Origin of the sequence: Mesorhizobium sp. M0166 (assembly GCF_040322255.1) — a bacterium.
In the GTDB taxonomy this organism is placed as follows: domain Bacteria; phylum Pseudomonadota; class Alphaproteobacteria; order Rhizobiales; family Rhizobiaceae; genus Mesorhizobium.
Window position 1 is genome coordinate 39628 of the sequence record NZ_JAMYTD010000028.1, and the last position, 24128, is coordinate 63755.

22 protein-coding genes are annotated in these 24128 nt (G+C 59.0%); 6 read left to right on the forward strand and 16 right to left on the reverse strand.

The window, feature by feature from the left end; genetic code table 11:
* Position 1 precedes the first annotated feature (1 nt).
* Both NKJ46_RS24810 and ligD read right to left on the reverse strand, forming a co-directional pair.
* Positions 2 to 1663 carry a DNA polymerase/3'-5' exonuclease PolX gene (locus NKJ46_RS24810; protein ID WP_352668356.1) on the reverse strand — a complete coding sequence of 554 codons (1662 nt, stop codon included), beginning with the start codon at positions 1661 to 1663 and terminating at the stop codon, positions 2 to 4.
* Between the two features lie 107 nt (positions 1664 to 1770).
* Positions 1771 to 3669 carry a DNA ligase D gene (ligD, locus tag NKJ46_RS24815; protein ID WP_352668357.1) on the reverse strand — a complete coding sequence of 633 codons (1899 nt, stop codon included), beginning with the start codon at positions 3667 to 3669 and terminating at the stop codon, positions 1771 to 1773.
* 429 nt (positions 3670 to 4098) lie between these two features.
* Here ligD and NKJ46_RS24820 point away from each other — a divergent pair, with 429 nt between their 5' ends.
* Positions 4099 to 4800 carry a Crp/Fnr family transcriptional regulator gene (locus tag NKJ46_RS24820; RefSeq protein WP_352668359.1) on the forward strand — a complete coding sequence of 234 codons (702 nt, stop codon included), beginning with the start codon at positions 4099 to 4101 and terminating at the stop codon, positions 4798 to 4800.
* A 632-nt stretch (positions 4801 to 5432) separates the two neighbouring features.
* Here the strand turns inward: NKJ46_RS24820 and NKJ46_RS24825 are convergent.
* From NKJ46_RS24825 to NKJ46_RS24880, 12 genes are all read right to left on the reverse strand, one after another.
* Positions 5433 to 7583, reverse strand: a complete 2151-nt coding sequence (locus NKJ46_RS24825) for a type IV secretory system conjugative DNA transfer family protein (RefSeq protein WP_352668361.1) — start codon at positions 7581 to 7583, stop codon at positions 5433 to 5435.
* Between the two features lie 12 nt (positions 7584 to 7595).
* Positions 7596 to 8621 (reverse strand): P-type DNA transfer ATPase VirB11, encoded by a 1026-nt coding sequence (gene virB11, locus NKJ46_RS24830; RefSeq protein ID WP_352668363.1) that lies wholly within the window; start codon positions 8619 to 8621, stop codon positions 7596 to 7598.
* Positions 8618 to 10081, reverse strand: a complete 1464-nt coding sequence (virB10, locus tag NKJ46_RS24835) for a type IV secretion system protein VirB10 (protein ID WP_352668365.1) — start codon at positions 10079 to 10081, stop codon at positions 8618 to 8620. Before virB10 ends, virB11 begins: the two co-directional genes overlap by 4 nt.
* Complete coding sequence (locus tag NKJ46_RS24840; protein ID WP_352668366.1) at positions 10081 to 10878, reverse strand: TrbG/VirB9 family P-type conjugative transfer protein; 798 nt, start codon at positions 10876 to 10878, stop codon at positions 10081 to 10083. Before NKJ46_RS24840 ends, virB10 begins: the two co-directional genes overlap by 1 nt.
* Positions 10875 to 11588, reverse strand: a complete 714-nt coding sequence (locus NKJ46_RS24845) for a VirB8 family type IV secretion system protein (protein WP_352668367.1) — start codon at positions 11586 to 11588, stop codon at positions 10875 to 10877. The genes NKJ46_RS24840 and NKJ46_RS24845 overlap by 4 nt, the downstream gene beginning before the upstream one ends.
* Positions 11589 to 11662: 74 nt before the next feature.
* Entirely contained in the window at positions 11663 to 12706 is a 1044-nt protein-coding gene (locus tag NKJ46_RS24850; RefSeq protein ID WP_352668369.1) for a TrbL/VirB6 family protein, read from the reverse strand.
* A 183-nt stretch (positions 12707 to 12889) separates the two neighbouring features.
* Entirely contained in the window at positions 12890 to 13624 is a 735-nt protein-coding gene (locus NKJ46_RS24855; protein WP_352668371.1) for a type IV secretion system protein, read from the reverse strand.
* Between the two features lie 9 nt (positions 13625 to 13633).
* A complete protein-coding gene (locus NKJ46_RS24860) occupies positions 13634 to 14791 on the reverse strand; it encodes a transglycosylase SLT domain-containing protein (RefSeq protein WP_352668373.1) in 1158 nt (385 codons plus the stop codon).
* Entirely contained in the window at positions 14775 to 17177 is a 2403-nt protein-coding gene (locus NKJ46_RS24865) for a VirB4 family type IV secretion/conjugal transfer ATPase (protein WP_352668375.1), read from the reverse strand. Before NKJ46_RS24865 ends, NKJ46_RS24860 begins: the two co-directional genes overlap by 17 nt.
* A complete protein-coding gene (locus NKJ46_RS24870; RefSeq protein WP_352668377.1) occupies positions 17174 to 17467 on the reverse strand; it encodes a VirB3 family type IV secretion system protein in 294 nt (97 codons plus the stop codon). The genes NKJ46_RS24865 and NKJ46_RS24870 overlap by 4 nt, the downstream gene beginning before the upstream one ends.
* Positions 17468 to 17470: 3 nt before the next feature.
* The gene (locus tag NKJ46_RS24875) at positions 17471 to 17785 is read right to left on the reverse strand and encodes a TrbC/VirB2 family type IV secretion system protein (RefSeq protein WP_352647656.1); all 315 of its coding nucleotides are present in this window, start codon (positions 17783 to 17785) and stop codon (positions 17471 to 17473) included.
* A gap of 12 nt (positions 17786 to 17797) precedes the next feature.
* Positions 17798 to 18451, reverse strand: coding sequence for a lytic transglycosylase domain-containing protein (locus tag NKJ46_RS24880; RefSeq protein ID WP_352668379.1), 654 nt, complete (start codon positions 18449 to 18451; stop codon positions 17798 to 17800).
* Positions 18452 to 18538: 87 nt separating this feature from the next.
* Here NKJ46_RS24880 and NKJ46_RS24885 point away from each other — a divergent pair, with 87 nt between their 5' ends.
* The 3 genes from NKJ46_RS24885 to NKJ46_RS24895 are packed head-to-tail and all read left to right on the forward strand — an operon-like array spanning position 18539 to position 19847.
* Positions 18539 to 19141, forward strand: coding sequence for a hypothetical protein (locus NKJ46_RS24885; protein WP_352668382.1), 603 nt, complete (start codon positions 18539 to 18541; stop codon positions 19139 to 19141).
* Positions 19138 to 19686 carry a thermonuclease family protein gene (locus tag NKJ46_RS24890; protein WP_352647649.1) on the forward strand — a complete coding sequence of 183 codons (549 nt, stop codon included), beginning with the start codon at positions 19138 to 19140 and terminating at the stop codon, positions 19684 to 19686. The genes NKJ46_RS24885 and NKJ46_RS24890 overlap by 4 nt, the downstream gene beginning before the upstream one ends.
* Positions 19683 to 19847 carry a hypothetical protein gene (locus tag NKJ46_RS24895; protein ID WP_352647647.1) on the forward strand — a complete coding sequence of 55 codons (165 nt, stop codon included), beginning with the start codon at positions 19683 to 19685 and terminating at the stop codon, positions 19845 to 19847. Before NKJ46_RS24890 ends, NKJ46_RS24895 begins: the two co-directional genes overlap by 4 nt.
* Here the strand turns inward: NKJ46_RS24895 and NKJ46_RS24900 are convergent.
* Positions 19844 to 20188 carry a hypothetical protein gene (locus NKJ46_RS24900; RefSeq protein ID WP_352647645.1) on the reverse strand — a complete coding sequence of 115 codons (345 nt, stop codon included), beginning with the start codon at positions 20186 to 20188 and terminating at the stop codon, positions 19844 to 19846. The genes NKJ46_RS24895 and NKJ46_RS24900 overlap by 4 nt on opposite strands.
* 344 nt (positions 20189 to 20532) lie before the next feature.
* Here NKJ46_RS24900 and NKJ46_RS24905 point away from each other — a divergent pair, with 344 nt between their 5' ends.
* Together NKJ46_RS24905 and NKJ46_RS24910 are read left to right on the forward strand one after the other, a co-directional pair.
* Positions 20533 to 22146, forward strand: a complete 1614-nt coding sequence (locus NKJ46_RS24905) for an RcgA family putative transporter (RefSeq protein WP_352668402.1) — start codon at positions 20533 to 20535, stop codon at positions 22144 to 22146.
* Positions 22136 to 23161: an alpha/beta fold hydrolase gene (locus NKJ46_RS24910; RefSeq protein ID WP_352668383.1), complete on the forward strand. Its 1026-nt coding sequence runs from the start codon at positions 22136 to 22138 to the stop codon at positions 23159 to 23161. The genes NKJ46_RS24905 and NKJ46_RS24910 overlap by 11 nt, the downstream gene beginning before the upstream one ends.
* A gap of 434 nt (positions 23162 to 23595) precedes the next feature.
* On the opposite strand, the gene NKJ46_RS24915 is transcribed toward NKJ46_RS24910, so the two are convergent.
* A complete protein-coding gene (locus NKJ46_RS24915; protein ID WP_352668384.1) occupies positions 23596 to 24102 on the reverse strand; it encodes a helix-turn-helix domain-containing protein in 507 nt (168 codons plus the stop codon).
* Between the last annotated feature and the right edge of the window lie 26 nt (positions 24103 to 24128).

The following is a 24128-nucleotide window of genomic DNA, read 5'->3' on the forward strand; positions in this document are numbered from 1 at the left end:
TTTAAGACGTTTGCCTGCGCCGTGCGAGATGCGCAAGGAGGGCCGCCAAACGCATCGCGTTCAGGACCCGCTTCGCAGGGACACCGCCCTTGCGCGCCATCTCGACACCCCAATGCATGTGGTCAAGCTCGCGGATCGAATGAGCGTCAGGATTGATGCTGAAGATGCAGCCCAGATCGAGTGCCTTTTGATGCCAGCGCCAGTCGAGGTCGAGCCGCCACGGATGAGCGTTGATTTCGACAGCGACGCCGTGTTTCGCACACGCTTTGAGGACTTTGTCGATGTCGAGATCATAACCGGGCCGGCGCAACAGCTGGCGACCGGTCATGTGCCCGATCATTGTCGTCCGAGGATTTCCGATCGCCTCGATGATACGCTCCGTCTGCTCCTTCTTGGGCAACTTGAAGCGGCTGTGCACGCTCGCGACGACAAAATCGAACGTCTCCAAGATATCATTCGGGTAATCGAGCGAGCCATCCGCCAGGATGTCCGCCTCGATGCCCTTCAGGATGCGAAATTTCCCATTGTATGCTTTGTTCAGCCGGTCAGCTTCGCGGTGCTGTTCAGCAATCTCCCGCAACGAAAGGCCGCCTGCGTAGTGAGCGGACTGCGAATGATCGGCGACACCAAAGTATTCGAACCCGCGCTTGCGCGTGGCTTCAGCCATTGCCTCAAGCGTTTCGGTGCCATCGGATGCGGTCGTGTGAGAGTGCAGGATGCCATGCAGATCTTCATCCCGGATAAGGGCGGGTAGTTTCTGCTTTGCCGCTCGCTCGATCTCGCCCCTGCCTTCGCGCAATTCTGGCTCGATAAACTGCAGGCCTAGAGCTTGGTAGATTTCTTCTTCTGTCGCTGACGCGATCAGCTTTCTCCCGCGATGAAGCCCGTCGGCGTTTAGAGTGAAACCCTTGTCGGCCGCGAACGTCTTTAGTTGCTCAAGGTGATCTGCCGAACCGGTCGCTTCGAGCAGGCTCGCGCCAAAGTGCTTCCTGTCCGAGACGACAAGCCTGAGGGTCGTATCCTCAATTCCAACCGACTTTCTGCCCTGCGCTACCAGGGCGAAGTCGGAAACGAGCTCGCAACCGCGCCGGAAGTCGCCGGCAATTTCGACGCGCGAAAACTCTGGATGCTCTTGCTTTACCGATATGACCGCATGTTCGAGAAGAGCGGCGGCCTTGTGCAGGTGAAGTTGCGTTTCGCCGCTGCGCACAATGGCCAGGTTCTGCAGGAGCTTTGTCTGAAGGGCGGCGCCGAGGCCTTTAACTGGGCGTATGCGGTCTTCTCTTGCTGCGGCCTCGAGCTCCGCCAGCGAGTTCACGCCGAGCGCCTGATGAAGCTTCAGTATCTTATCGGGACGAAGCCCGGGTATGGCAAACAGCTCCATCACGCCCGCTGGAACATCCTCGCGCAGCTTCTCAAGGCTCGGGTGCGTGCCGGTTTGGTAAAGCTTGGTCACGATGTCTGCGATCGCATCACCGATCCCCGGGATCTTGGTGAGGGCGCCGGCGGCGATGATCCGAGCAAGCGGCTGCGATAGCGCCGTCAGACTGTCTGCCGCGCGCAAGTATGCCTTTGTGCGATAGGGATTGTCGCCGCGCATGGACGCCCGTTGCGCGTATTCCCTCAAAAGACTGGCGACGGTCTTCGGATCGATTTTTGCCATGGCTTCAGCCAAACGAGGCCGACCTCCACAGGTTCCAATCAGGCAAGGCCATGAGCGCCGCGTTGCCCTTTGAATGCTGGCTTTACTGACTCTTCCCGCGTCGGACGCTACAGTTTGGGCAAGGATTGGTCAGCGCGACCCCATCCAGCCAGAGCTTTGGACGCTGCGCGTTTCTTTAATTCAGGAGCATCGCCCACGTGGAAATGTGAGGGCGCATCTATTGTCTTCATCTCCGCCCACGTGATCGGTGCCGCCACAGGGGCGCCCGGACGTGATCTTGCGCTGTAGGGCATGATCGCGGTCGCCCCGCGCTGATTGCGTAGATAGTCCACAAAGATGCGACCCTTGCGGCGCGCCTTTGACAATACGGCCGTGAAATGGGCCGGATCGCTCTGGGCAACCGCTTGCGCCAGGCGAGACGCGAAGTCCTTCACCTCTGGCCACTCGGCGTCAGGGGTGAGGGGCGCGATAACGTGCACGCCTTTGCCACCCGTCAGCATCGGGAAAGTCGTAAGCCCCAGCGATTTAAGGATAGCGCGGAACTGAAAGGCAGCTGCACGGACGGCTTGAAAATCGAGGCCCTCATCGGGGTCGAGGTCGAACACGAGGCGGTCGGCCTTTTCGACATCCTCGATACGAGCCCCCCATCCATGCAGCTCAATCGTTCCCATCTGGACGCAAGTCATCAGTCCGTCGGCATCGTCGATATAAAGATATGGTTCCTCGTGCCCATCCTTCTCCGTGATGCCGACCTGGTGGACTTTGTCGCCAAAGCTGCCGGCATCGTGTTTTTGGAAGAAGCACTTCTTCGCGCGGCCCTGTGGGCATCGAACCAGACTGATCGGCCGGCTGCCAACCCAAGGAAGCATGATCGCCGAGACCGCTGCGTAATGGTCGGCGAGCTGTCCCTTGGTGATGTTGGACTCCGGATAGATGACGCGGTCACGGTTACTTATCGCGATGGCGGTTGTCGCAGACGCGGCGAGATCGGCTGCATGACGTTCCGTCTCGATCACGACCGCCTCCGGCTTCTTGTCTTCGCGGAGACCAAGATAGCTCGGATGGCGTAACGTCCCTTCATTTGTCATTTCGGTGAACGCAATCTCAGCGACCAGTTTGGGACGCAGCCAGTGTGCGCCGCGCACTTCGGCGCGTGGTGCGTCGACGGTCGCGGCCTTCTGCTCAAGCGGCGCCATGATCTTCAAGAGACGAAGAAGTTCAGCGGTATCGAAGCCGGTGCCGACTTTCCCGGCGTAACGCAGCTTGCCGCCGTCATGAACGCCAAGGATCAAGGACCGAAACGCGCGGACCTTGTCGGACGGCGTCCAGCCGACAATCACAAATTCCTGCCGCCTGATGCATTTGATCTTCAGCCAGCTTGCGCCGCGGGCCGCCACATAACTCGAATCCGCGAGCTTTGAGATGACGCCCTCAAGGCCGGCTGCGCAGAAGCGATCGAGCAGCTCTTCTCCGCGGCCGACGATATGGTCGGAGTAACGAAGGACCGGATTTTTCGCAGGCAAGATCGCCTCCAGCTTCGCCTTGCGCTCAAGAAGAGAAAGACTTGTCAGATCTTCCCCGTCGAGCTGCAGCAGATCGAACGCATAAAAGTCGATAGTCGCCGGGGCACCCTTCAATGCATTCTGAAGCGCCTGGAAGTTAGATCTTCCTTCCGCATCGACAACCACGGCCTCGCCGTCAATCAGGGCGGAGCGCACCTTGAGCTTGCGAGCCTCGGAGAGGATCGAGGGAAAACGGCTAGACCAGTCCAGACCAGATCGTGTGTAGGCTCGCGCCTCGCCACCGCCGACGGCAACGAGAATACGATAGCCGTCGTATTTCATCTCATGGATCCAACGATCGCCGGCAGGGACCGTGTCCACGAGCGTTGCGAGCTGGACCGGCCGGAAAGCGGGAGGCGCTAAAGTGACCTCGTCACGAGCGGGCGACTTCGCTTGACTAGCGCTCGACCCATTGATTGCCTTAGGCGACGTTGGCTTGACCACTCTGACCTAAACCATACTCAGAGACGAAATAGCGTTATCCGCGTCCAACGCGCGACTACTTCTTTAGTTTCGCTGCAGGCCGTATTGAGCTTTTCGCGATCATTTTGCCGACCCGCTTGAGCGCATCGGCCTGAGGCCGTGCTTTCTGCCTCCGGACCCTCCACCTTCCCAATCTGCGCACACAGCTCACTGGCAATAATTAAGAGCAGGAACGTGCCCTCGAATGCCGCCGCGTATCCGCTTTCTGCCATCGGCCTTAAAACCCCGGTTGGGCCTCCACCGAGGGAGCCGACTTTCCCCAGCTTTTCGCTAGCGGCGGATTCTTTGCCAGTCGCGCATTTGAAGCCTATGCTGTCGCATCGGTCGCCAGATCCTTCGGATGCGGCCGACAGTAAGAGGTACGCGCTCTTGCCCGCATGGGAGAGAGCCATGCCCCAATCGCTTCTTCGCAACCATGTATTGAAAACCCTCTCCGCCGAGGATTTCGCGCTATTGCAGCCCTCACTGCATCACATCGAACTGAACATAAAAGCCCAGCTTGAAGTCTCATATCAGCCGATCGAGCGTGTGTATTTTCCAGAGATGGGCATCGCGTCGGTGGTCGCCACCATGACCGGTGGGCGGCAAAGTGAAGTCGGCATCGTCGGCCATGACGGCATGACCGGAGTGGCCGTTATCCTCGGCCAGGACAGGTCTCCCAATGAAACCTATATCCAGGTCGCCGGTAATGGCTGGATCCTCCCGGTTGAAGCCCTTCGCTCTGCGATTGCGGCGAGCCAATCCCTTCGCGAGTCACTGCTGCGCTATGCCCACGCGTTCCTTATCCAGTCCTCCCGGACGGCACTGGTCAACGGCCATTCGAAAATCGAGGAGCGGTTGGCCCGCTGGTTGCTGATGGTCCAAGACCGCGTCGAAGGAAGCAAGATCTACCTGACGCATGAATTTCTGGCGACCATGCTTGGCGCTCGGCGTCCCGGCGTTACCACTGCCCTCCAAATGCTTGAATATCGGGGGCTGGTTCACGCCAGGCGCGGCGAGATCACGATTGTCGACCGCGTTGGAATGATCCAACTCACACATGGTGCTTACGGAGAGGAGGAGCAAAGTCACTTCGGCCTAGCCTCCACCTAATTGTCCTGAATCGGACAAACCCTTGCAGGCTACCGAATTCGTGCCGTAAATCGTGTTGAGGGTTCTAGGGAGGCATTCTCGATGACCACACAGTCACGGTTGAAAAGGCGGCAGAGGCCTATGTCCGTTCCAGAGGCAAGGCCCAGTTCCTGTCCATCGCACAGGCGATCCGCGCTATTAGAACTCTCATGCCCGCATGCAAGGCTACCGACCACGAGTTGGAGGAGTTGCTGGCAGCGGCATCCATCATTCACGGTGTGCACGTCGCTTTCGATGCAAAAACAGCCGATGGCGTAGAGCTACGGCTCCATTCGTAGGCCATAGATGCCTGCGCTCGCGCAGAGGCCTACCTTGTCGGACGTTCGCCAGGCGATTGTCCGCTACCTTGTCGACGGTGTCGTCAGGCCGTGCATTTCGATATCCGAGGTTAGCCACGCCGTAAGGGGCACATTTCCGCTTTGCGAACTCACGGATTGGGAACTTGGCGATCTCAGCGAAGTGCCATCGACGCAGGATTCGCGATTGAGTTCGACGCGGATTCTTGAGACACCTGTTGAGGCATGTGTCGTCGACGATTTCGTGCGACAAGGGCACGATAGACAATGACCTCTCCGCCGCATCGGAATGCTAGCCTACCCATCGACTACATCAGGCAAAGTATCTTCGACGACGCTCAAATTTCGATCGAAAGCCTCGGTGTCGGATGCGTGAGCTCGGAGAGACCGCACCTTGTTTAGGATAGCCGCAACCGCCGATTCTTTTTCGGGCGCTATGCGTGTTGTTACCGCTTTCGCCGCCAACGCGGAAAAATCTATGGCGGCATAGACTGGCGCGACTGCAGCGTCGGTTGCTTTCGGCCGTTCCTTTACGATTGTGCGCCGGCCGCGCGGCGGAGCCATACGGCCGGCTTTTGCTGCGAATGTCGCGCCGCGCCGTACGCGGGTCTGCAAGAGGCCGGAGCGGTACGCAGGTGCTGTCGGCACAATCGTCGGGAGCGCAGGAGATGGAACCGCCGCAGAGGAGTCCAACGCAGGGCTTTTCGTCCGCGAAACGTCGGTAGAGGCGGGCAGGGGCATGAACGCGCGTTTGGCGAGCTGGCCGTCGGCGAAATAGAAATTGCGGGTGCCCAGGATCGGCAGTTCGCCGCGCGGCAATATGATGACCTTGTTCTTGTCGAGCGTACGAATTTCATCCGGCCGCATCAGGGGCCGCCGCACTTCCTTGCGGTGCTCCGAGCGCGTGTAATAAGTGTCGAACAACGTCGCTTTGGTGCGCGTCACGTCCTTTTGCACGTCCGACGTTTCGCCGAGCTGCTCGGAAACGTAGCGCAGATCGTCCGCGTCCTGCGCACCGAAAAAGATCTGCACGCGAGCCGCGTTGATGAGCGTCTTGCGCCCTTCCTGGCGATAGATCTCGTCTACAGCCTTCAGCGACTGCACGAAAAACCACATCGAAACGCCGTTGCCGCCGAGCACGCTCGCCATTTCGGTCACGTTCTCGAGCTTGCCGAGGTTCTGGAACTCGTCGAGCAGCACAAGCATCGGATGCTCGTCCGGCTGCGGCAGACTTTCCGACATGAAGTTCATCATCTGCGTGAGCAGGACGTTGAACAACGGTCCAAGCGACGTGATCTGCTCGCGCCGCACGTCAAGATAAAGAGAGATCCGATCGCGCTTGAGATTGCGAATATCGAACGTGCTTCGCGCCGTAGCTCGCATCAGGCGCTCGTTGAGAAAGGGGGCCATGCCGGTCCGGACGCCGGCGTAGATTCCGGAAAACTGCCGCTCGGACATCTCGAAATACGGCAGCAGGGTTTGCAGCGTGAAATGCGAACATTCGCGGCGGCGTTCCTCGCGCAGCGAGCCGATGAATTCCAGGAGCGGCTGCTCGGCACCGTTCATGATCTCGAGGATTGTGGCGAAGGTCTTCTTCTCGTTTGGGATTGCAGGCGATTCCATGACGAAGGACGCGATGCCGGTAAAAAGGAGGCGGGCGTCGTTGACCCAGTAGGGATCCGCGTTCGAAGGGGGGCGCGGAAACAGCGCCGCAGCGATGTTGCGAAGGTCGATGTCGCGCTGCGCCGAATCCAGCGAAATGAAGTCCATCGGATTGTAGCAGGCGGTATTGCCGTCGGGGTCAGCCGGCGCGAAACGCACCACACGGCTCATGGTTGAACGGTAACCGGCGGTCGCCGCATAGGTCTCGCCCCGAAGGTCGAGAACCACGAGCGAATGCGGCCAGGTGAGGGCGTTCGGGATGATGAGAGAAGTGCCTTTGCCGGAGCGCGGCGGCCCTATGACGAAGCCGCCGACATCATCGCCATCAATCCACAATTTCTTGCCGCCGATCAGCTTGCGTTGGGTCAAGCGGATCTTGCCTGAGCGCTGATCGCGGCGCGGCGACAAAACTTCGGCAAGGCTGCCGCCGGCTCGACCGACGAAGACGCCGCCAACTTTCGTCAGGCCGGTTTTCGACACGTCGCTCATAGTCATGAAGTGAGAATCATTGCGCTTTCTTGGGCGCATGAGAAACAGGCCGACCAGTGGCAAGACAAACCCTATTGCTCCTGCCGCAACGGCGTATTGCACCCGGCTCAAATCCCCCGCCGTCGTGTCCGCCCAGGCCTGACGAACGACCGGCAAGGGATTGGCGTTCAGCTGGTCGAACAGGACGTGGGAGCCAGTCCGGCACCAATCCGTCGAGGCATAGGCGACCGTGAATAGCAGGGCGCCCAGGGCCATCGACATGAGCCCCATAAAAATTGCTGTTGCGACTTTCTGCATGGATAGGCCCCGCTAGATCGTCTCCGCCTTGGTGAACTTGATCTCGCTGATGCCGCGCCGTCCGCCTTCTGTCCGAACCATCTGGACGACCACCGGAATGACCTCGCGCAGGTAGTCGAGGATTTCGCTTCGTGAGAGGCCCGAGCTGCCCTGCATGACCATAAGCGCCAGCCGCTCGTAGGCGGACCGGGCGGAATTGGCATGAACGGTGGTGAGCGAACCCGGGTGGCCGGTGTTGATCGCCTGGAGGAACGCGAAGGTTTCAGCGCCGCGCAACTCGCCCAATAGCAGACGGTCGGGCCGCATGCGAAGCGAGGCTTCGAGCAGCTGTTGCGCGGAGACCTTGGCAAGGCCCTGGTCGCCCTTCGAGGCTATCAGGGTGACGTTATTGGGAGCCGGCAGCCTCAGTTCGCGGGTATCTTCGATCGTGATGATCCGTTCATGAGCCGGGATCTCCTTCAAGAGTGCATTCAAGAACGTCGTCTTGCCGGTCGACGTACCGCCAGAAACGACGATCGAGACTCGGTTGACCACCGCATACTGCAGGAACTCCATCGGCGATGTGTCGTGCAGCATTTCGACGAGGCGCTTTTCTTCGGTTGAAAGCGCCAGGCCGCTGCCCATCGCCGTGTTTTCGAATGCGCCAAGATCGTTGTAGGCAGCAAGGCTCATATCCATGATGACTTGCTTGCGGATCGAAACCGCGCCGCCTTCGGGTGCTGCGGGGGGCAAGATGCACTGGATGCGCTCGCCCGAAGGTAGAGCAGCCGACAGGACCGGCTTTTCTTCGTTGATGACCTGATTGGTCGCCGAGGCAACGCCGGTCGAGATATGCCTAATCCAGCCGGGCGTGACCTCGCGCTTGACGACGTGCTCCATTTCCTTCGCGCCGAGGCGTTCGATGAACAATTCACCCGGCCTGTTGATCGCAATCTCGGACACCGCATCTTCGTTCAAATAGGACCATATCGGCTCCAGATGAGCGCGCAGGACCGGGGCTCTCGCCCAAGGGTCGGGGAGGGGATGCACGGCGTTCATTTCACCGGGCTCCCATAGCCGGGATAGAAATGATCCTTCGGCGTGCCGTAGAGAGGCGTCGGATCGATCGCCGTCTTCGGCCGCCCGCCTGCCTTCAGGCGGGCAACTTCTTCCTGAACGGGATCGGCGTACAAATCCGAGAAATCGAGATCTCGCCGCACCAGCACGACGACCGATGTGCCCTGGTCGACGTAGACCGTCGGGCCAATGTTCTGCGTATCGCGAAACGCCTCTTGCGCGAGTTGCTGCAGGGCGGTCGATGACTTATCGAAGGCGATGCTGCGGGCGTCGCGCTGCGAGCCATTGCCACCATAAGTTACGGTCGTGGTCTCACCGGTTACCGGATCGACCGTCGACACCTGGCGCTGTTGTCCATTCTGGCTGCCATCGGAAAGCGAGGACAGATATTCAGAGACACCGCCAACGACGGAAAGCATGATGGCGTTGCCGTAGCGTTCAAGCCAGTGCGTATCGACACGGCCGCCCATGCCACCGCGGCCGAGCGCGTCTGCCCCGGGCGACTTGATATCAACGGAAATGCCGTCCGAGCGAATGACCCTGCTCCAGACGATGAAAACACGCTTTTGACCGCGCGCGAGCCCTGAGCGGTATTCCCCGGTCAGTCGCGAGCCCTTCGGAATGAGGATCCGCCTGCCGTCGAGCGAGAAGACATTCTCACGCACGACAGCGCGTACGGCGCCGGGAAGGTCGGTGTTAACAGCGGTTTCCAAATAGCCGCGAATGATCGTTCCTTCGGGGATCAACGCGTCGGTACGCCGGAAGGCCCTGGCTTTGACGATGCCGGAAGAACTTGTCTCAGACTGCGCCAGGAATGCCTTGTTGGGATCACTGTCGGCGCCGGGGACCGGGACGATCTGACCGCCGGGCGCGATTTCGACTTGCGCCGCTTGGGCGCCGGCATCCGTCGAGCCGGTTTGATCATTCGTCACCATCTGGTTCGACCGCAGGCGTTCCCACACCGCTTTTTCATGCTCGGCGGCCTCCGCTTTGCGGCGAGCCTCTTTGTCAGCCGCGGTCTTGCGTCGGGCTTCGTCCGCCTCGGCCTTGCGGCGAGCTTCCTCGGCCGCCATTTGCGCCTCCAGCGCGCGCCGCTGCGCATCGAGATCCGCGCCCTCCTGCACGGTCTGATCGACATTATCGGCTTGTTGCGTGCCGTTCTGGTCGGCGGCCGGTGGCGGCACCACGATCTGGTCGATCGTGCCGTCGGCAGGTTGCGGCGGTTCGTTCAAGGCCGGCGGGCGGAACTCGGGCGGGTTGAAGTTTTCCTCGCCATCGCTGCGAACATCGCGCGATACCGGCTCCCGGGGCCAGTTGAGCCATATCAGCGCGCCTACCAGCACTGTGCCGAGGCCGACCAGTGCAATCCTGGTACCCACGCCCGCACCACGGCGCGCGACCGTCGGGCTCCCGTCCAGTTGGTTATAATCGATCTGGGACATCAGCGCCCTCCGCTGGATCCGAACAGGGTGGAACCGCCTGTCAGTTTCGTTGGACCGTAGACTTGCTCGACGGGATCGATGGCGTTGGGTCGCGCCCGGTTGTAGAGGCAGAGCGTCTTGCCATCGGCCCGCAAGGTGAATTGCCGTGCGACCTTGTCGATGACGGTGTATTTGCCCTGCGTGCGAACGTTGACCAGCGACTCCTGACGCTTGTCGTCGACAACGAAGATCGCCGGAATGTCGCCCTTGAACTCCAGAAACACCTTGGTGCCGTCGTCGAATACGGTGCGCGGTTTCAGGCTATCGTCGCCCTTGTAGGCGTAGTCGTAATTGAGATCGGCATAATTCAGATCCTTCAAATCCGGATCGGCGGCGCTCTCTTTGGCCTGTGAGAGCAGGCGCGCGTTGATATCCTCGTCCGGGTATTTGAACCGGACCTGGAAGGATGCCCGGTCACGGCTATTGTCAGTCGCCTGCAGCAGCAGGGAATAGACGCGCCGGTTGGTGACCACGTTGACGTTGGTCCACGCATCGCGCTCCAGCGGCTTCACGAAGAGGAATCGCGACCCGCGTTTGGGGATGATCGACCAGCCTTTCGTATCGCCAGCCGACACGGTTTCGATGACTTCGGTCGGGCTGAGCTCGACCATCGTGGAAATGCCAAGTGCGGCGCGCACCGACGTCACGTCGTCATTGTTGAAGGTGACATATCGGATGCGGCCGTCGCGCGCGGCCGCGCTGTGCATCGCGCCGAGCAGAAGGGCGGCCGACAGGGCGAGGCCCGCGCGCCATCTCATTGGAGGCTCCCCGCGGCCGGGACCGATTCCTGGTCGCGGCGGTAATCCGTAACCTGAAATCCCAGCGGATTGTCGAAACGCCATTCGTTCTTGAGCGGCGTTGAGGTATAGCGGAATTTTATCACCGCCACCCAGTTGTCGGCCGTGGACGAATTGTCCCGCCGCGTCGTCGTGGCAAAGCGCACCGAGGCGGTGTTGCGATTGAGCAGGGAAACCGATTTGATCTCGACCGAGACAGTAACATTGCGGCCTAAAATCTTGTCCAGTGATTGCGGGTTTGCAGGCGTGAACAGCCATGTCAAATCCTTGGACGCGGCATCGGTGGAGTAGAGCTGCGCCAGGTCGTAATTCTGTTTCAGTTCACGGGAATCATAGGTTTCGCGGGCCCTGATGTAGCGCACCAGATTGGCCGCCGTGACGGCTTCGTTCTGGGACAAATCTCCAGGCTTGAGCGCGCGCATGATCTCGAGGTAGCCCGTCGATTTGTCGACCTCGACAACATATGGTTCGAACTGCCGGAGCGGCAGGATAAGCACGAGCGCCAACAGCGACAGCACAGCAACCAGCCCTGAAATGCCGCTGACGATCCAGGCCAATGTACGCGATCGACGCATGGACCGGTGCGTGTCGTCTTCCCAAGTCGCGCCCGCCCTGTAATAGCACTTGTCGACGAGTTCGCTGCTGCGTTCAGCAGCTGTTTCCACTGGCATTATCACGTTACTATTGCCTCGTTTGCGCGACGATCCTGACCCAGAGCCGCGATTGGTGATCGTTGTGTTCTTGTCTAGGCCAGAGGCCTGGAGTTATCGCGCGCACCTTGCTGGATGGCGGTCCGGGTTGCGGCGTCCGCCCTGGCTGCTCGCGAAGATCGAAAACTGTTTGTCGCGAGCTGCCGGGCGCCCCGGGCGGCGCGGCCTGCGGCCCATCGCGCGCCGGAATAGCGCACGGCATTCCTGCCGAACGTCCCATATGAGTAGCGAGCGCCCATGGTGCTAAGATACCCGCCGCCATTCAAGATCGAAGCAATCGAAGGTATTTGCATGAGAACGTAGATGCCGATGATCGTCACCAGGACCAGAGGCAGCACCAGCGACATTTTGCTGTCCATGGTCGCCCCGCCGGACGTGGCGGTGTTCAGCGCCGCATTGACGAGCGAGAAGTAGAAACCGAGAAAGCCGTAGATCAGGATTTGCTGGATCATCAGGAAGGTGGTCAGCGAAAGAAAGCCTTCGCTCATGCGCGAGGACCATCGGTAAAGCCAAAGGATGATCCATATCGGCGCCAAGGCCAGCGTGATGAACAACATCACTTTGGCGGCGATGATCGCGGCAATGGCAAGCGCTGCGAAGATGATGGCCGACAGCAGAACGAGCAGCGACAAGAGCGCACCAAAAATGTCATAGAAGGATCCGCTGTAGACCTGATTGGCGACGTCCTGGGCCCCTTGGTAGAGGTTGTCGATAAGCGCTGGAATTGCCGCCTGGTCGCTAAGCTGATTGCCGGTGGCCCGCGACACGGCGCCGACGATCACCTTACCGACCTCGTCTGGAATGCTTTGCACGAGCTGATAGATCGTCGGGGAAAACGTACCCCATCCGGTCAGCAGCAGATAGATGATGACGGCGCGGCCGAGCCGATAGGCCGCTTCGATTGGCGAAATTGACTCTAGCCCGCTCAGGATCGAATAACCCCACCACACGATATAGAGGGTCAGCATCAAGGTGAAGACGTTGCCCATCGCATTGCCCAACTGCATATAGACGGTGCGAACGAAGTCCTCGCCGATGTTGTCAATGCCACCGAGGATGCTTTCGGCAAGACCGTTCATGGATCCTCGTCAATGATGCTGGCGAACGGCGTTGAATTGACCGGCTTCAGCGCACCGCATTCGTCGGCGTCGGCATACGCCAAAGGCCCGCACGGCGCTTTCCGTTCGCGATTTGCGCATCCGAAAAGCACTGCGCCGAGCCCAATCACAACGCACATGAGCAGGACTCGCCGCGACAAGCGCTCAGCCTCCGCTCTTGCCGAATTCCGCGAACGGATTGACGGTGCGCGGTGTCATCATCTTCTGCACCTGGCTCTGGCGTAGAAGATCTCCCTTCAGCTTCTCATTCAGGGCCGCGACCGCACCGTTCTGGACGCCGATCAGTTCGTTGACGGCGCGCGCGTTTTCCAGCTGCATTCGTGTGTTCTGGTCCACCGAACCCTTGACGTCCTGCGACTGCCCGATCTGCCCGCTCGCTGACTGCAGAGACTGTTGGCGCTGGGTAACGCCCTGCGAAGCCTGGGAGGTCAATGCGCTTAGCAGCGAGGCCACATTGACGCTGCCGCCGTAGGCCGTGTTGACGGCGCTGGTCTCCTTGCCGGCAATCTGCTGGAGCTGCTTCACCAGCTGGAGCCCATTGATGACGGCGGCGGCGATTTTCTGGATTTCGGGCGACAGGCCACCAAACGAAAGAGCCCCGCCGTTCAGGATCGATCCGAACGACGGCGCCTGGGCAATCGACATGTTGCCGCCGAGGCCCATCTGTCCGATACCGAGGGAACCGTCACGACTGCCGCTGAGAGCCTGCAGGATCTCCTCGCTCTTTTTCAGGATATCCTTGTTCGAATCCATGATGGAGTTGGTATTGTCCGCATTCTTGCGGGCGACATCGAGATTGGCGCCATCGATGACGGCAATCTGTGCGTGGGCCGTGCTTGCCCAAAGCGTCAGACTGGCGGCAATTGCGAATTTCTTCATGTCAGCCTCCTATTGCTGTAGCGAATCGAGCACGCTGGCAGCACCAGCAGGATCACTGGTGATGATCATCGAGCGGCTGTCGGCTGAGCTTGCCCTCCGGTTCTCAAGTGCACATGGTAACCACCGGCCGCGATCGATCTTCGACTGTTCCAGTTCGGCGGGATCACAAGAGAACGGGTTTGGAGAGCCGCTCTTTGGCTGTTGCACCAGTTTGGCCGACTGCGATGCCTGAACGTTCTGCAACGATAGAAGTTGGCCCAGCAACGCCGTAAAATCCCCCGCCTGGGCGAGGTACTGGTTGGTGACATCGGCGTTGATCCCACGAGCCGATGAGTTCTGCTCCCATGCGTCCTTGTATTCGGTCACCTGGCCAACGTTGCCCGCCAGCGCGTCGATCGCCGCGGCGTTGGCGCCCATCTGCGATGAGCTTGCATCAAGGCCGCCAGCCGCCTTCCTCACCGTGCCCATGGCCGCGTCCTGAGCCGTGCCGCCTGCGCCGTCGGCCGGTACGATCGAGAATGGTGGCGGCGCGGCGACCGGAGCCTTGCCGCTCCCTACATATTCGTTGAAGTAGCTGTTCCAGCGGCCGACACCGCCGGCCCATTGGTTTTGCTCGCCTGCGTTCGATCCGTTGTAGAAGGAGGCGAGACAGCTGTAATTCGTCGCCCCGCATTGCTTCACACCCATTCCGAGATATTTGACGCCGCCTTCGACATTCTGCTCGTTCACGTCGCGGTCCAGTCCCATGGACTTGCCTGTGCCCTTGGTCAGCTGCATGACGCCTTTGACGCCGGTGTGGCTCCCGGCGCATGTGTCGAAGCGCGATTCCTGATAGGCGACGGACAGTGCCAGGCCTTCAGGCACGCCGTATTTTTGCGCATAATAGCGGATCATCTTCACGTTGCCCGCGTCGCGCTGCAACGCTTCGGCAGGCGACCGGCGAAACATCTGTGAGCGGTATTTGTTCGAATAGGTGCAGACGACGCTTTTCTTCTTGTCGGTTTCGTCCTTCTTGGCCTCATCCGACTTCGTGCTGTGCTGCTCGTCCTCTTGCCGCTTGTCGAGGTTCGGCCCATCGATCACCGCGATCTGAGCGATAGCCACGCTCATGCCATCCGCCGTAGCGAGAGCCACGGCCAGACAAGCGCTGCTAAGCCGCTTCGTCATGCTCGTTCTCCCATCCGCAGAAGTATGGCAGCCACATCTCCGGCTCGTCGCCGAAGGTCTCCCGGAGCCGTGCGCATTCCTTGCTGTTGGCTTCGTTCGAGGACAAGACTTTGATGAGATCGGGCATCGCCGACAAATCGAGCTTGGCTACGATCGAGTCGCTGTCGTGCTTGACCAGGAAGGTGCGTGTTTCCTTGGCGGTGCGGCGCACGAACTCGAATTCCTTCGCTGTCAGCGAGAAGCGCTCCATGTAGGACTCCTTGCTCGCCTTCGGGTTGGGGAAGAAAATATTGGTCTTCGTTTGCTCGATCAGCGACGGCGAAATGGAGGAATTGACGACGTCTTCCGCTGTCTGCGTGCCAAAGCCGACGACGCCGTTGCGGCGACGAATGGTCTTCAGCGTCTCGTTGATGAAAGCGGCGAAAACCTCGTCGTCCAACAGCTTCCAGCCTTCATCGAGGAAGAGCATGATCGGCGAGCCGTCGATGACGTCCTCAAGACGGTGGAAGATGTAGAGCAACGCCGCCGAACGCAGCTTTCGGTCACTCAGGATCCTGGTCATGTCGAACCCGACCACCGGCTTCGAGAAATCGACCAGATCGACGGGATTGTTGAAAAGCCAGCCCTTGTCCTTGGGGTCGAGCCAGGGCTGTATTCGCGCGGCCAGATCATTCATGCCAGGCATGAGCGAGCCCCGCAGCACTTCCGGCAGCAGGTCGAAGGTCCGTTTTTCGCGTGGGATCTTGTAGATCATATCGACGGCGGCGTTGATGACGCGCATCTCCGCCACATCAAGCGCGCCGCCTTCCGGCGTCAGAATGTAGAGGAGCAAATCTTCCAGGAAAGAACGGTTTTCTGCCGTGTCCTCGAGCTGCAATGGCGCGAACCCGGTCGGCTGAGAAGGTTCCATCACCTCGTAACGACCGCCGAGCGCCCGAACGAAAATCTCAGCGCCGCGCATATAGTCGAAATAGACACATCGCGGCCGCGGCATGATGCGCATGGCCTGCGCCATCAGGAACGACAGCACGACGGTCTTGCCCGAGCCGGTCGGGCCGAACACCGTGAAGTGGCCGACATCGTGAACGTGGAAATTGAAATAGTAGGCCGTCTGGCTGGTCGTTTCGAGCAAAGCGATAGGGCGTTTCCAATGCAGCCGCTCACGTTGGCCGGACGGGAAATTGTGTCCTGAGAAAAGGCCGGCGAAGTTAAGTGACGAGATCAACGCACGTCGCGCGATGTAGCTGAAATTTCCCGGCAATTGCGCCCAGAAAGCCAGTTCCGTGTTCAGCGTCTCGCGAACCGGCACGATCGACATGCGCGAAAGCTCTGCCGAGATGTCGGAAAGCGCACGGTTGAGCCCGGTCATGTCCGGTGCCAAGGCCATGACGCTCATGTGATGTTGTCCGAAGACGACCTCACCGCCGGCCAGCTTGTCGGCGCCGTCGTGGACGGACTCCTCGACCGTCGTGCCCGCCTCGTCGGAACCCTCAACCTGGTTCGCGATGGTGTTGATCCGGCGCATCGCGGTTACACGGTCTTCGATCGCGAAACTCTGCGTCAGGACAAACTCATGTGGCAGGCGCAAGAGACCGTCCAATGAGCCCGGAGCGGTGAACGGTGGGTATTCCTTGATCGACACCATGGCGCCGAGTTTGGCGGCGTCCGGCCCCCGAAGTTCCAGCGCGGATTTGCCGAAAAATAGCTGTCGTGTCGCCAGTACATCACCAAGGCTCATGCGCGGCAAAGGCATTTCCACGTCGAGGCCGCCGGCCAGGATCTTCGCCAGAAATTCCGCCGGCTCGGAAAAGAAGCTGTCGCGGCGCTTCACGACGCCGAGAAGACGCGCCCCATAAGCCGTAAAATCCTTGACGACGCCGTCGAGAACATCACGCAATTCGGCCATCGCCTCTTCACGGGTTTCTTCGCCCGCGGTACTGATGCGGAACGCATTGAGCGCCTTGTCCACCCAGCCGACGCGGCCGACCATCGGTCGGCGTATGACCGTCAGATACGCTTCGTTGACGAAAAGGTTTTTCGCCCCAAGCTCATCCATGTAGCGGGCGTCGAGCTCGGCCACGAAAGGATTGTCAAAGTCGCCTTCGATCTCCGGCGTCACGTGGCGGCGGATGATCGTCGTGTAGACGGCAAAGCGAGAGGTCGAGAGATTGCGGAACGTCGTGTTGCGGTTGAACATTCGGCTGTTCAACTCGGCCTGGTCCATCGTCTGGAACGGCAGGCCACTGAGCTGGATGACGCCGACCAGAAAGCCGCTCTTCGTCACGATCAGATTGTCATCGGCATGGCGAAGGTAGGGGATGTGCATCGCCGCGGGCTTTTCGCGCCGGCGCTCACGGCCAAATTTCAGGTCGGCATCGAGGCTCATGGCGAATAGCTCCTCGCCCCCCAGAAAGTAAGGTTAGCCACCGCTCCGCGTTTGGAGACGCGCCGCTCGAAAATATGAAACATGTAGGGGTCGCGCTGGCACAGATATGCGCTGACCATATGCACCACGCCGAACACGCCAAGACCGAGCATGAAGCTGCTCGTGGCGATAAAACCGATCACCGCCAGGATGCCGTTCAAGGCAAAAACTTCATATCGCACCCCCCATTTCATAGGGGGGCGTGTCAGTGGCAGGCTGACAGGCTCGACATAGACCTCCTCGTCGTCCATGTCTCAGCTGCCTCCGGCGGTCGCGCGAACCGCATCCACAAGCTGGGCGGCGCCGAAGATCAGAGCGATGCCAATGATGATCGAGAATGCCATCATCCATGCCAGCCGGCCTGTCATGGCAAGGAAGCCGAGAAAACAGACCGCGATGATGGCGAACGAACGCGCTATGTTGCCCTGCAGAACTCCGACGAACCACTCCAGCACATTTTCGACTGGCGCTGCCGACTGGGCATACGCAGTGGCTGGCGCGAGCGCTATTCCGACCGCTGAGGCCAAGGCCAGTTTCAGGGCAAATATGCCGGCTTTCCTGTATTGCACCCTTGGCTCCTTTCAGTTGCCGAAATCCATGACATGACCATCCTGCCAAGCGTCCTCGCTTGCTGGCGGCGCCGCCGCGAGCGTCTCGGATTTGCTCAGCGCGGACTTCTTGACCACACCGCCGAACTTCCAGCGATTCAGTATTTTCACGATGTATTCCGCCGTCTCCGGACTCACCGGAATGCCCTGCGCCTTGTAGACGCTCTTGGGCCCGGCGTTGTAGGCCGCAAGCATCAGCAACGGATCCCCGAATTCGTCATACAGTGACTTCAGATAACGAAGGCCAGCCCGGACATTTGCCTGTGTATCGCAACGGTCGCTCACCCCTAGATCGGCCGCCGTACCCGGCATCAGCTGCATGATTCCCAGGGCTCCGGCCTTTGAGGGACCCTGACTGCCGCCGAGATCGCTTTCGGCCCATGCAATTGTCTCGGCCAGATCGGCGTCGAACCCTTCCTCTTGCGCGATTGAACGCACAAGTTGGGAGACCTCAGCACGATTTGCGTTCTTACACGCTCCGGGCCTTTGCGCCCCGACCGCGGCAAGGGCTTGCGCCGGCGTTGCAAAGGCGATTGCCACGCGGTCTGATGCCAGGTCCCGGCCGTGCGCTTGCAACGGCCACGTGGCGCAAAAGAGGGTGAGCAGAAGAGCGAATCGAGTGTTCATACTGTCGCCAAGATTTAACACTTTACTATGGCTACACGCGGCCCTAGTAAAGTGTCAACACGATATCGATCACAAGGACGAATTTCGATGAAACAGACGGCCCTTTGCACGGTCTTGCTGCTCCAGGGCACCGTGGCTTATGCTGCCGGCGCCGACGCCCCGAGCGCCTTCGCGCAACCCTCGGAGCACTACCTGCTCCAGTTTGCGAAGCCGGGCGAAAAGGTGTTCGTCTATGAACGCTACGATGGGAAAGGCGCGCTGTTTCAGCGCGATGCGGCCGCTCTCATCGGGCGGGTTAAGGTGCCGTCGGCGACCGAGCGCGTCGTCAACGGCGTGACGTATCGACTGCGCGGCCTTACCGGCTGCCCAAAACCGAAGATTGCGTACAAGACGCAGCTGTGGGACTGCACGAAAGCCGCGCAGGACTATGAAGAGGCAATCTACAACGATCGTGCAGCTGTCGTGCTTTGCAAAACACTTGTGCTGCAAAGCAAGAAGGGCGAGCCCGACGCTGTGTCGTGTTTCTCTCTCGTGGGTGCGGGAAATACAAACGACCCGTACAACGTCGCCTACGACGACGACGAAATGGTTTTTTTCCACATGGCGGCGATCGGACGCAACAAGGACGGCAAGTCGCTGCGCCCCGATCTGGAGCATTCCGCCGACCTCGGTGGACAGTTCCAGGAATGAAAAAGGCGAGCTTCGCAGTGCTGGCGGCATTTGGTTTGTGTGCATCGGCACAGGCCCAGGATGCGTCGGAGTCTGCCGTGCCAACGCCCCTCGCAGTATCGAAATCGGCTCAACTGCTGACCGGAGATACCTGGCGTGACGGAGATCACCTTTTCCGCCTCTATGGCGTCCAGTCATGTCTTCGAGGCACATCAGCCGAAGAGCCAAATGGGAACAAAATCGATTGCGGGAACACCTCGCTGGCGCATCTGGCAGCGCTGTTTGATAGCGCGGCGGTTACGTGCCAGCCAATCGGCTACGCCCTGGACAAAGCGGTTTTTGTCGTGTGCGGTGCGCAGCTCAATGGCGCAACAATTGACGTTGGCACCGCGCTCATAGCGACCGGATACGCGTTTGCCGCAACGACAGCGAAGGGCAAAGCCGTCAATGAGAACTACCTCGTCGCGGAAATCAACGCTAAGATGAAACGTGCGGGTTTGTGGGGCACGACGTTTCAGCATCCTGTGCAGTTGCTGCTAAACAAGCGGTCGGAGAGACAACAATGAAGCACGACGATGATGCGCACAAATATTACTATCCCGTGGAAGGACGCACCGACGGCGCCATTGGCGATGCTATCGCTCTCATCGCGATCATCTTGGTGCCGGCGGGAATCTATGCGGCCTGGAATACCGTGGCCTCATGGATTTCAGCGCTCTTCTCCTAGGACTGCAGTTTCGCGAAAGTACCGAGCAACGCGCGAAAATCGTCGACATCAACCTCGCACCAGTCGTTCCCCAACAACCGCCGGAAATAAGCTGCCTTCATTTTCATCTCAACGACATCAGCCACCGGCGCAGCGGCCGCGCGCCGACGCGCGATAGCCTCTTCCGCCATCACCGAATCCAATCGCCGGCCGATCAGGGTCGCGTCCGGCCCTTCGGCTCTCATCCATCGCCTGCCGAGACGTTCAACCATGGCAACTGCATGACGATGCGCCGCGAGCAGATTCGCGACCCCATCGGCCTCTTCCATCACTCCGTTATTACAGACCACTTGAATGGGCATCGACCGGCTCCATGCGCATGACAATTCGTAAATGATACCTGGGGAGGCGAGAAAAATAGGAATGGGTTCATCCCTCCGCTTCTCAGGCTCCCGAAGCCCTGGCTTCCCCTAATGTTCGTTCATGAGGTCACACTACCCTGCCACCAGACAAACGTTTCGGTTGGCCGGCGGTTTGCGAAACATCTCCCACGCAACTAACGTGTTCAGCCTCTCCAGCGGGTCACCCGTCATTCGATCTCTCCCGTGCCGGCCAAGATCGAGTTGATAAAAACGTTGATTGAGGACGAAGGCACGATAGGATACGAAGCCTAGCGAAACGGAACGAAACTAGAGCCTATAAGTTGTTGTTTAAGAACGGAAAGTTATTTCTCCCCCCGCCGAGAGACGGGAGTGATTTCAAAGAATTATTCAAACGACTGGCGGCGGCGGGTGCGGGTCGACTGTTGGACAAAGACGGGTTTCCTGCTGGCCCATGGACGCCCGAACTCCTTGCAGAGGCGATTTCATTGATTGATTCCAACCGGGTTGGGGTCGATCTGCGAACGGTGCAGCTTTGGTTTCAAGAGAACGAGAAGGGAATTAGCACTGCCAACATTCGTTGGCTGGCGAGGATTTTTGGATGCGATGATGCGGTCGCAACTAGCGAATGGCAGATGGAGCTAGGTGAGGCGCAATCGCGGTTATCGGCCAAGAGACGAGAATGGAAGAGAGCCGGAAGCAGCGTTGCGCAGGAGATTCCAGATACGGCAGTGACTGCGACCATCGATGACGCGACAGACTCCCCGGTAGAGCTGATACTGGATACTGACCCCAAGGGGCCGAGCCGGCGCTTTAGTTTGGCAAGGGAATCGGAGGCGTTTTTTAGTCGCGGATCTCCCCTGAATCTACCGGCGACGGTGTTTGCGGGCGTCACCGCTCTTGGTTTTTTGTCGTATCTTACGGGGATTCACAGCGTGACGTATGGCCGGGCGGATGGCGTCGTCAAGCAGGTTGGGTTTCTTTGGACAGCGAATTGGACATTCGTCTTCATGGTATTTTTGCCACTGTTTTTTGCCTTCGTGACCGAGCTGGTGACCTTTTGGAAAGATGAAGGCCGCCCAAAGCTTGTGGTGCAGGGCGACAAGATGGAAAGCGACGATGCCTGGGCACGCATCGTACAAGCTTCTTCGTATTCATATTGGGCGGTTTTTTTGATTTGTGTGGTGTTCGCCGGTCTTCTTCAGTGGATCGGCGTGTCTTTAATCCCGTTGCTCAAAGGGGGTGGCAACTATGCGACGGATTGGGGCTCGTTAGCGATTGTGCGCCCTGAGGTTATATCGGTGCCGGAAGCGGTCGTGTTCACGGGGCTCGCTTACCTGTATATGTGCCTCTGTTTTTATCTGTTCTTCGTAGGCCTGATTTTGCTTTATACGGTGATCCATGATCTTTGGAGTATTGGAGAAGCAGCGAGTAATCGGCCGGAGGTGGACTATCAACACGAGCTACATGAAGCCAGCATCAGGGTTATGCGTGCGATTTTTCGGTGTACTGTTTTGGGACTTTTGATCGCCATAGTCATGAAGCTCCAGAGTGCTTACCTGACATCGCGTGGAGAGAATATTGTGTCTTGGTTGATCGGCGATATGTCTTCCGCCTTTTATGGGCGCAATGATGTGAGCGCCGGGATCATCTACCGTAGGCCGACTCATTACAGTAGCCTTCTTATCGCTATTTCGACCTGTGTGGTATTTGTGTACGGCTCCATCCGTTTAGGTGTCGAACGTCGGTTTTGTATGTCTTTGTGGAGGATCTCAGCGATCGTAGCGTTACTCGTGGCTGGCTACTTGCTGATCGATGCATTTGCTGGCTTTTCGATCCTTCTGGGCGTTGGAGTGCTGTTCGCGATATACGGCCTGTTTGATCCAGGGTTGGGGCGAGGGCAAGCGAGTAAGTTAGGAAACAATCAGAGTGTATCATAGTTGGCTTGATCGTTGGGATGAGCGGCGGGCGCGACGCGGTGAGGAAGGTAAGAAACCATCGGATTTCGCCCTTGACGCGGAACTCGCCTTTCCAGGTGCGAAGAAGATAACAAGTATCGAGGAATTCTGTGCCCTTGCGGACCAGGCCGTGGCCGATCCAGCCTTTTTCGATGACCCGAATCTGAGTGATCAGGGGTTTGAAAGGCTAGATGGGTGGCTCAAATTTCCATCGGACATTTCTACTGATATCGAACAGAACAATGTCGTCTCGGCGAAAATCACAGAAAGCGGGTCGTTCGATCAGGCGATGGTGATTTTTCACCATTGGAATGCAAGCTCCCGGAATCGTCAGATTGCCAACTTCTTCTCCCAGCGTGGCACCACGGTTGTCGAGATTGCTATGCCTTATCACTTCGAACGCAGCCGTCCCGGCTCCGTGCACGCCGACTATATGCTTAGCCCTAGTCTCGGTCGAACGATCCAAGCTGTAAGGCAAGCAGTGTTGGATGGGCGAAAACTCATACGTTGGTTGAAGATCGAAGGCTATCGAGAGATTTCGGTTCTCGGTATGAGCTTAGGCTCCTGGGTTGCGGGGGTGGTCGCGGCGCACGATCCGGCTGTATCAAAAGCCTCGTTGTTTCTGTCGGCCGGGAGTCTGGCGGATATGGTTTGGACGGGTCGCGCGACACGATTGATACGTGATAGCCTTGAGCCTGAGATTGAGCTGACCGATCTCAGAAGGGCCTGGGGTCCACTTAACTTGGAGAATTATGCACATAGTTTGGCGCGGCCTGATCTCGATCTTCATGTTGTGTTGGCTAAGAGAGACAAAGTGGTTTTGCCAGAGCTATCGGAGAGGTTCATGCAGAGGCTGAACGACGCCGGAGCTAGGCCAAATATTTTGAAATTAAACTGTGGTCACTATTCGCTCGCCATGCCGCCTTACATTTTGTTGGCCGGTTTGAGCTTGAAACGGTTTCTGTCGCGTGCTGACAAGTCGGCCCGGCGAGCATGAGTTTGGCTTTGGCCGGTCAGTTCATCAGCAAATTCTCTGGCAGGCATCACGACACAAAAGTGATGAATGTGGGGTCGCCACCTACCGGGACCGACCCCTGGAAGTGGGCCGACAAAGGCGCGGGCAGGACACCGGCAGTCGAAAAGGCCACGACACCCTTCTTCTCTACGCGCGCCGGCAGGTTTGACGGCTTGTTCTCATATGGGTTCGACCGTCAAGGGAAAGCTCTTCATCAGTAGCATTCCCCGGCGCCGGCACAGTCATCCATGTCAAAGTCCCGTTATCATCCCCGCCGCTAACAGCCGACGATGACGCCAGCGGCCCGACAGCCGCGGCGGGGGGCGCTAGTCGGCCGCAGGGCCTGACCGGCAGGGGCATAGGAGCGGCGCCGGCCGGGGCGAATTATAGGCCCTCTAGGAACACTCGTGGGGCGGCTAGGTGTCGGCTCTGCCAGGCGGGACCTTTTCGGAAAAGAGGAAGGTCGTTGGATCAAGTTTCAACGCCTTGGCGATCGCGGCAATCGTGTCCACGCTGACGTTGCCGCTCGCCCGTTCCAGTTTCGTGAAAGTCGCCTCCGCCACACCGATGAGTTCGGCCATCTCATAGCGGTGCAAAGTACGTCTTTGCCGCTCAAAATCGATGATGTGCGCCAGCCGCTTGCGGATCGCATTGTCGTCCAACCGATGCGCCCATTCCGGAACTTTCTTACCGCCGGCGAGCATTCCTGCAAAAGACAATTGCAAGCCGTTTGCCATGACCTGCAGCGTCGTCAATGTGACATTATTTTTCTGACGCACAGTCTGAATGTAGGTTCGATAGGCCAGTTTTTCGCCCTCGGCGGTCCGAAACAGTTCGGCCATGTGCATATGGGATAGGCCGCGTCTGGCTCTCTCCCGCTCAAGCGTCAGGGCAATGTTGGCGCGCAACGGGTTGTTGACCACGCCTCCGTCGTCTCGTTTCATAAATC

What these genes read in the sequence shown, in the direction of transcription:
- NKJ46_RS24810 (WP_352668356.1), bottom strand. Translation starts at nt 1,663, where the DNA reads ATGGCAAAAATCGATCCGAAGACCGTCGCCAGTCTTTTGAGGGAATAC.
- NKJ46_RS24820 (WP_352668359.1), top strand. Translation starts at nt 4,099, where the DNA reads ATGCCCCAATCGCTTCTTCGCAACCATGTATTGAAAACCCTCTCCGCC.
- NKJ46_RS24825 (WP_352668361.1), bottom strand. Translation starts at nt 7,583, where the DNA reads ATGCAGAAAGTCGCAACAGCAATTTTTATGGGGCTCATGTCGATGGCC.
- virB11 (WP_352668363.1), bottom strand. Translation starts at nt 8,621, where the DNA reads ATGAACGCCGTGCATCCCCTCCCCGACCCTTGGGCGAGAGCCCCGGTC.
- virB10 (WP_352668365.1), bottom strand. Translation starts at nt 10,081, where the DNA reads ATGTCCCAGATCGATTATAACCAACTGGACGGGAGCCCGACGGTCGCG.
- NKJ46_RS24840 (WP_352668366.1), bottom strand. Translation starts at nt 10,878, where the DNA reads ATGAGATGGCGCGCGGGCCTCGCCCTGTCGGCCGCCCTTCTGCTCGGC.
- NKJ46_RS24845 (WP_352668367.1), bottom strand. Translation starts at nt 11,588, where the DNA reads ATGCCAGTGGAAACAGCTGCTGAACGCAGCAGCGAACTCGTCGACAAG.
- NKJ46_RS24850 (WP_352668369.1), bottom strand. Translation starts at nt 12,706, where the DNA reads ATGAACGGTCTTGCCGAAAGCATCCTCGGTGGCATTGACAACATCGGC.
- NKJ46_RS24855 (WP_352668371.1), bottom strand. Translation starts at nt 13,624, where the DNA reads ATGAAGAAATTCGCAATTGCCGCCAGTCTGACGCTTTGGGCAAGCACG.
- NKJ46_RS24860 (WP_352668373.1), bottom strand. Translation starts at nt 14,791, where the DNA reads ATGACGAAGCGGCTTAGCAGCGCTTGTCTGGCCGTGGCTCTCGCTACG.
- NKJ46_RS24865 (WP_352668375.1), bottom strand. Translation starts at nt 17,177, where the DNA reads ATGAGCCTCGATGCCGACCTGAAATTTGGCCGTGAGCGCCGGCGCGAA.
- NKJ46_RS24870 (WP_352668377.1), bottom strand. Translation starts at nt 17,467, where the DNA reads ATGGACGACGAGGAGGTCTATGTCGAGCCTGTCAGCCTGCCACTGACA.
- NKJ46_RS24880 (WP_352668379.1), bottom strand. Translation starts at nt 18,451, where the DNA reads ATGAACACTCGATTCGCTCTTCTGCTCACCCTCTTTTGCGCCACGTGG.
- NKJ46_RS24885 (WP_352668382.1), top strand. Translation starts at nt 18,539, where the DNA reads ATGAAACAGACGGCCCTTTGCACGGTCTTGCTGCTCCAGGGCACCGTG.
- NKJ46_RS24890 (WP_352647649.1), top strand. Translation starts at nt 19,138, where the DNA reads ATGAAAAAGGCGAGCTTCGCAGTGCTGGCGGCATTTGGTTTGTGTGCA.
- NKJ46_RS24895 (WP_352647647.1), top strand. Translation starts at nt 19,683, where the DNA reads ATGAAGCACGACGATGATGCGCACAAATATTACTATCCCGTGGAAGGA.
- NKJ46_RS24900 (WP_352647645.1), bottom strand. Translation starts at nt 20,188, where the DNA reads ATGCCCATTCAAGTGGTCTGTAATAACGGAGTGATGGAAGAGGCCGAT.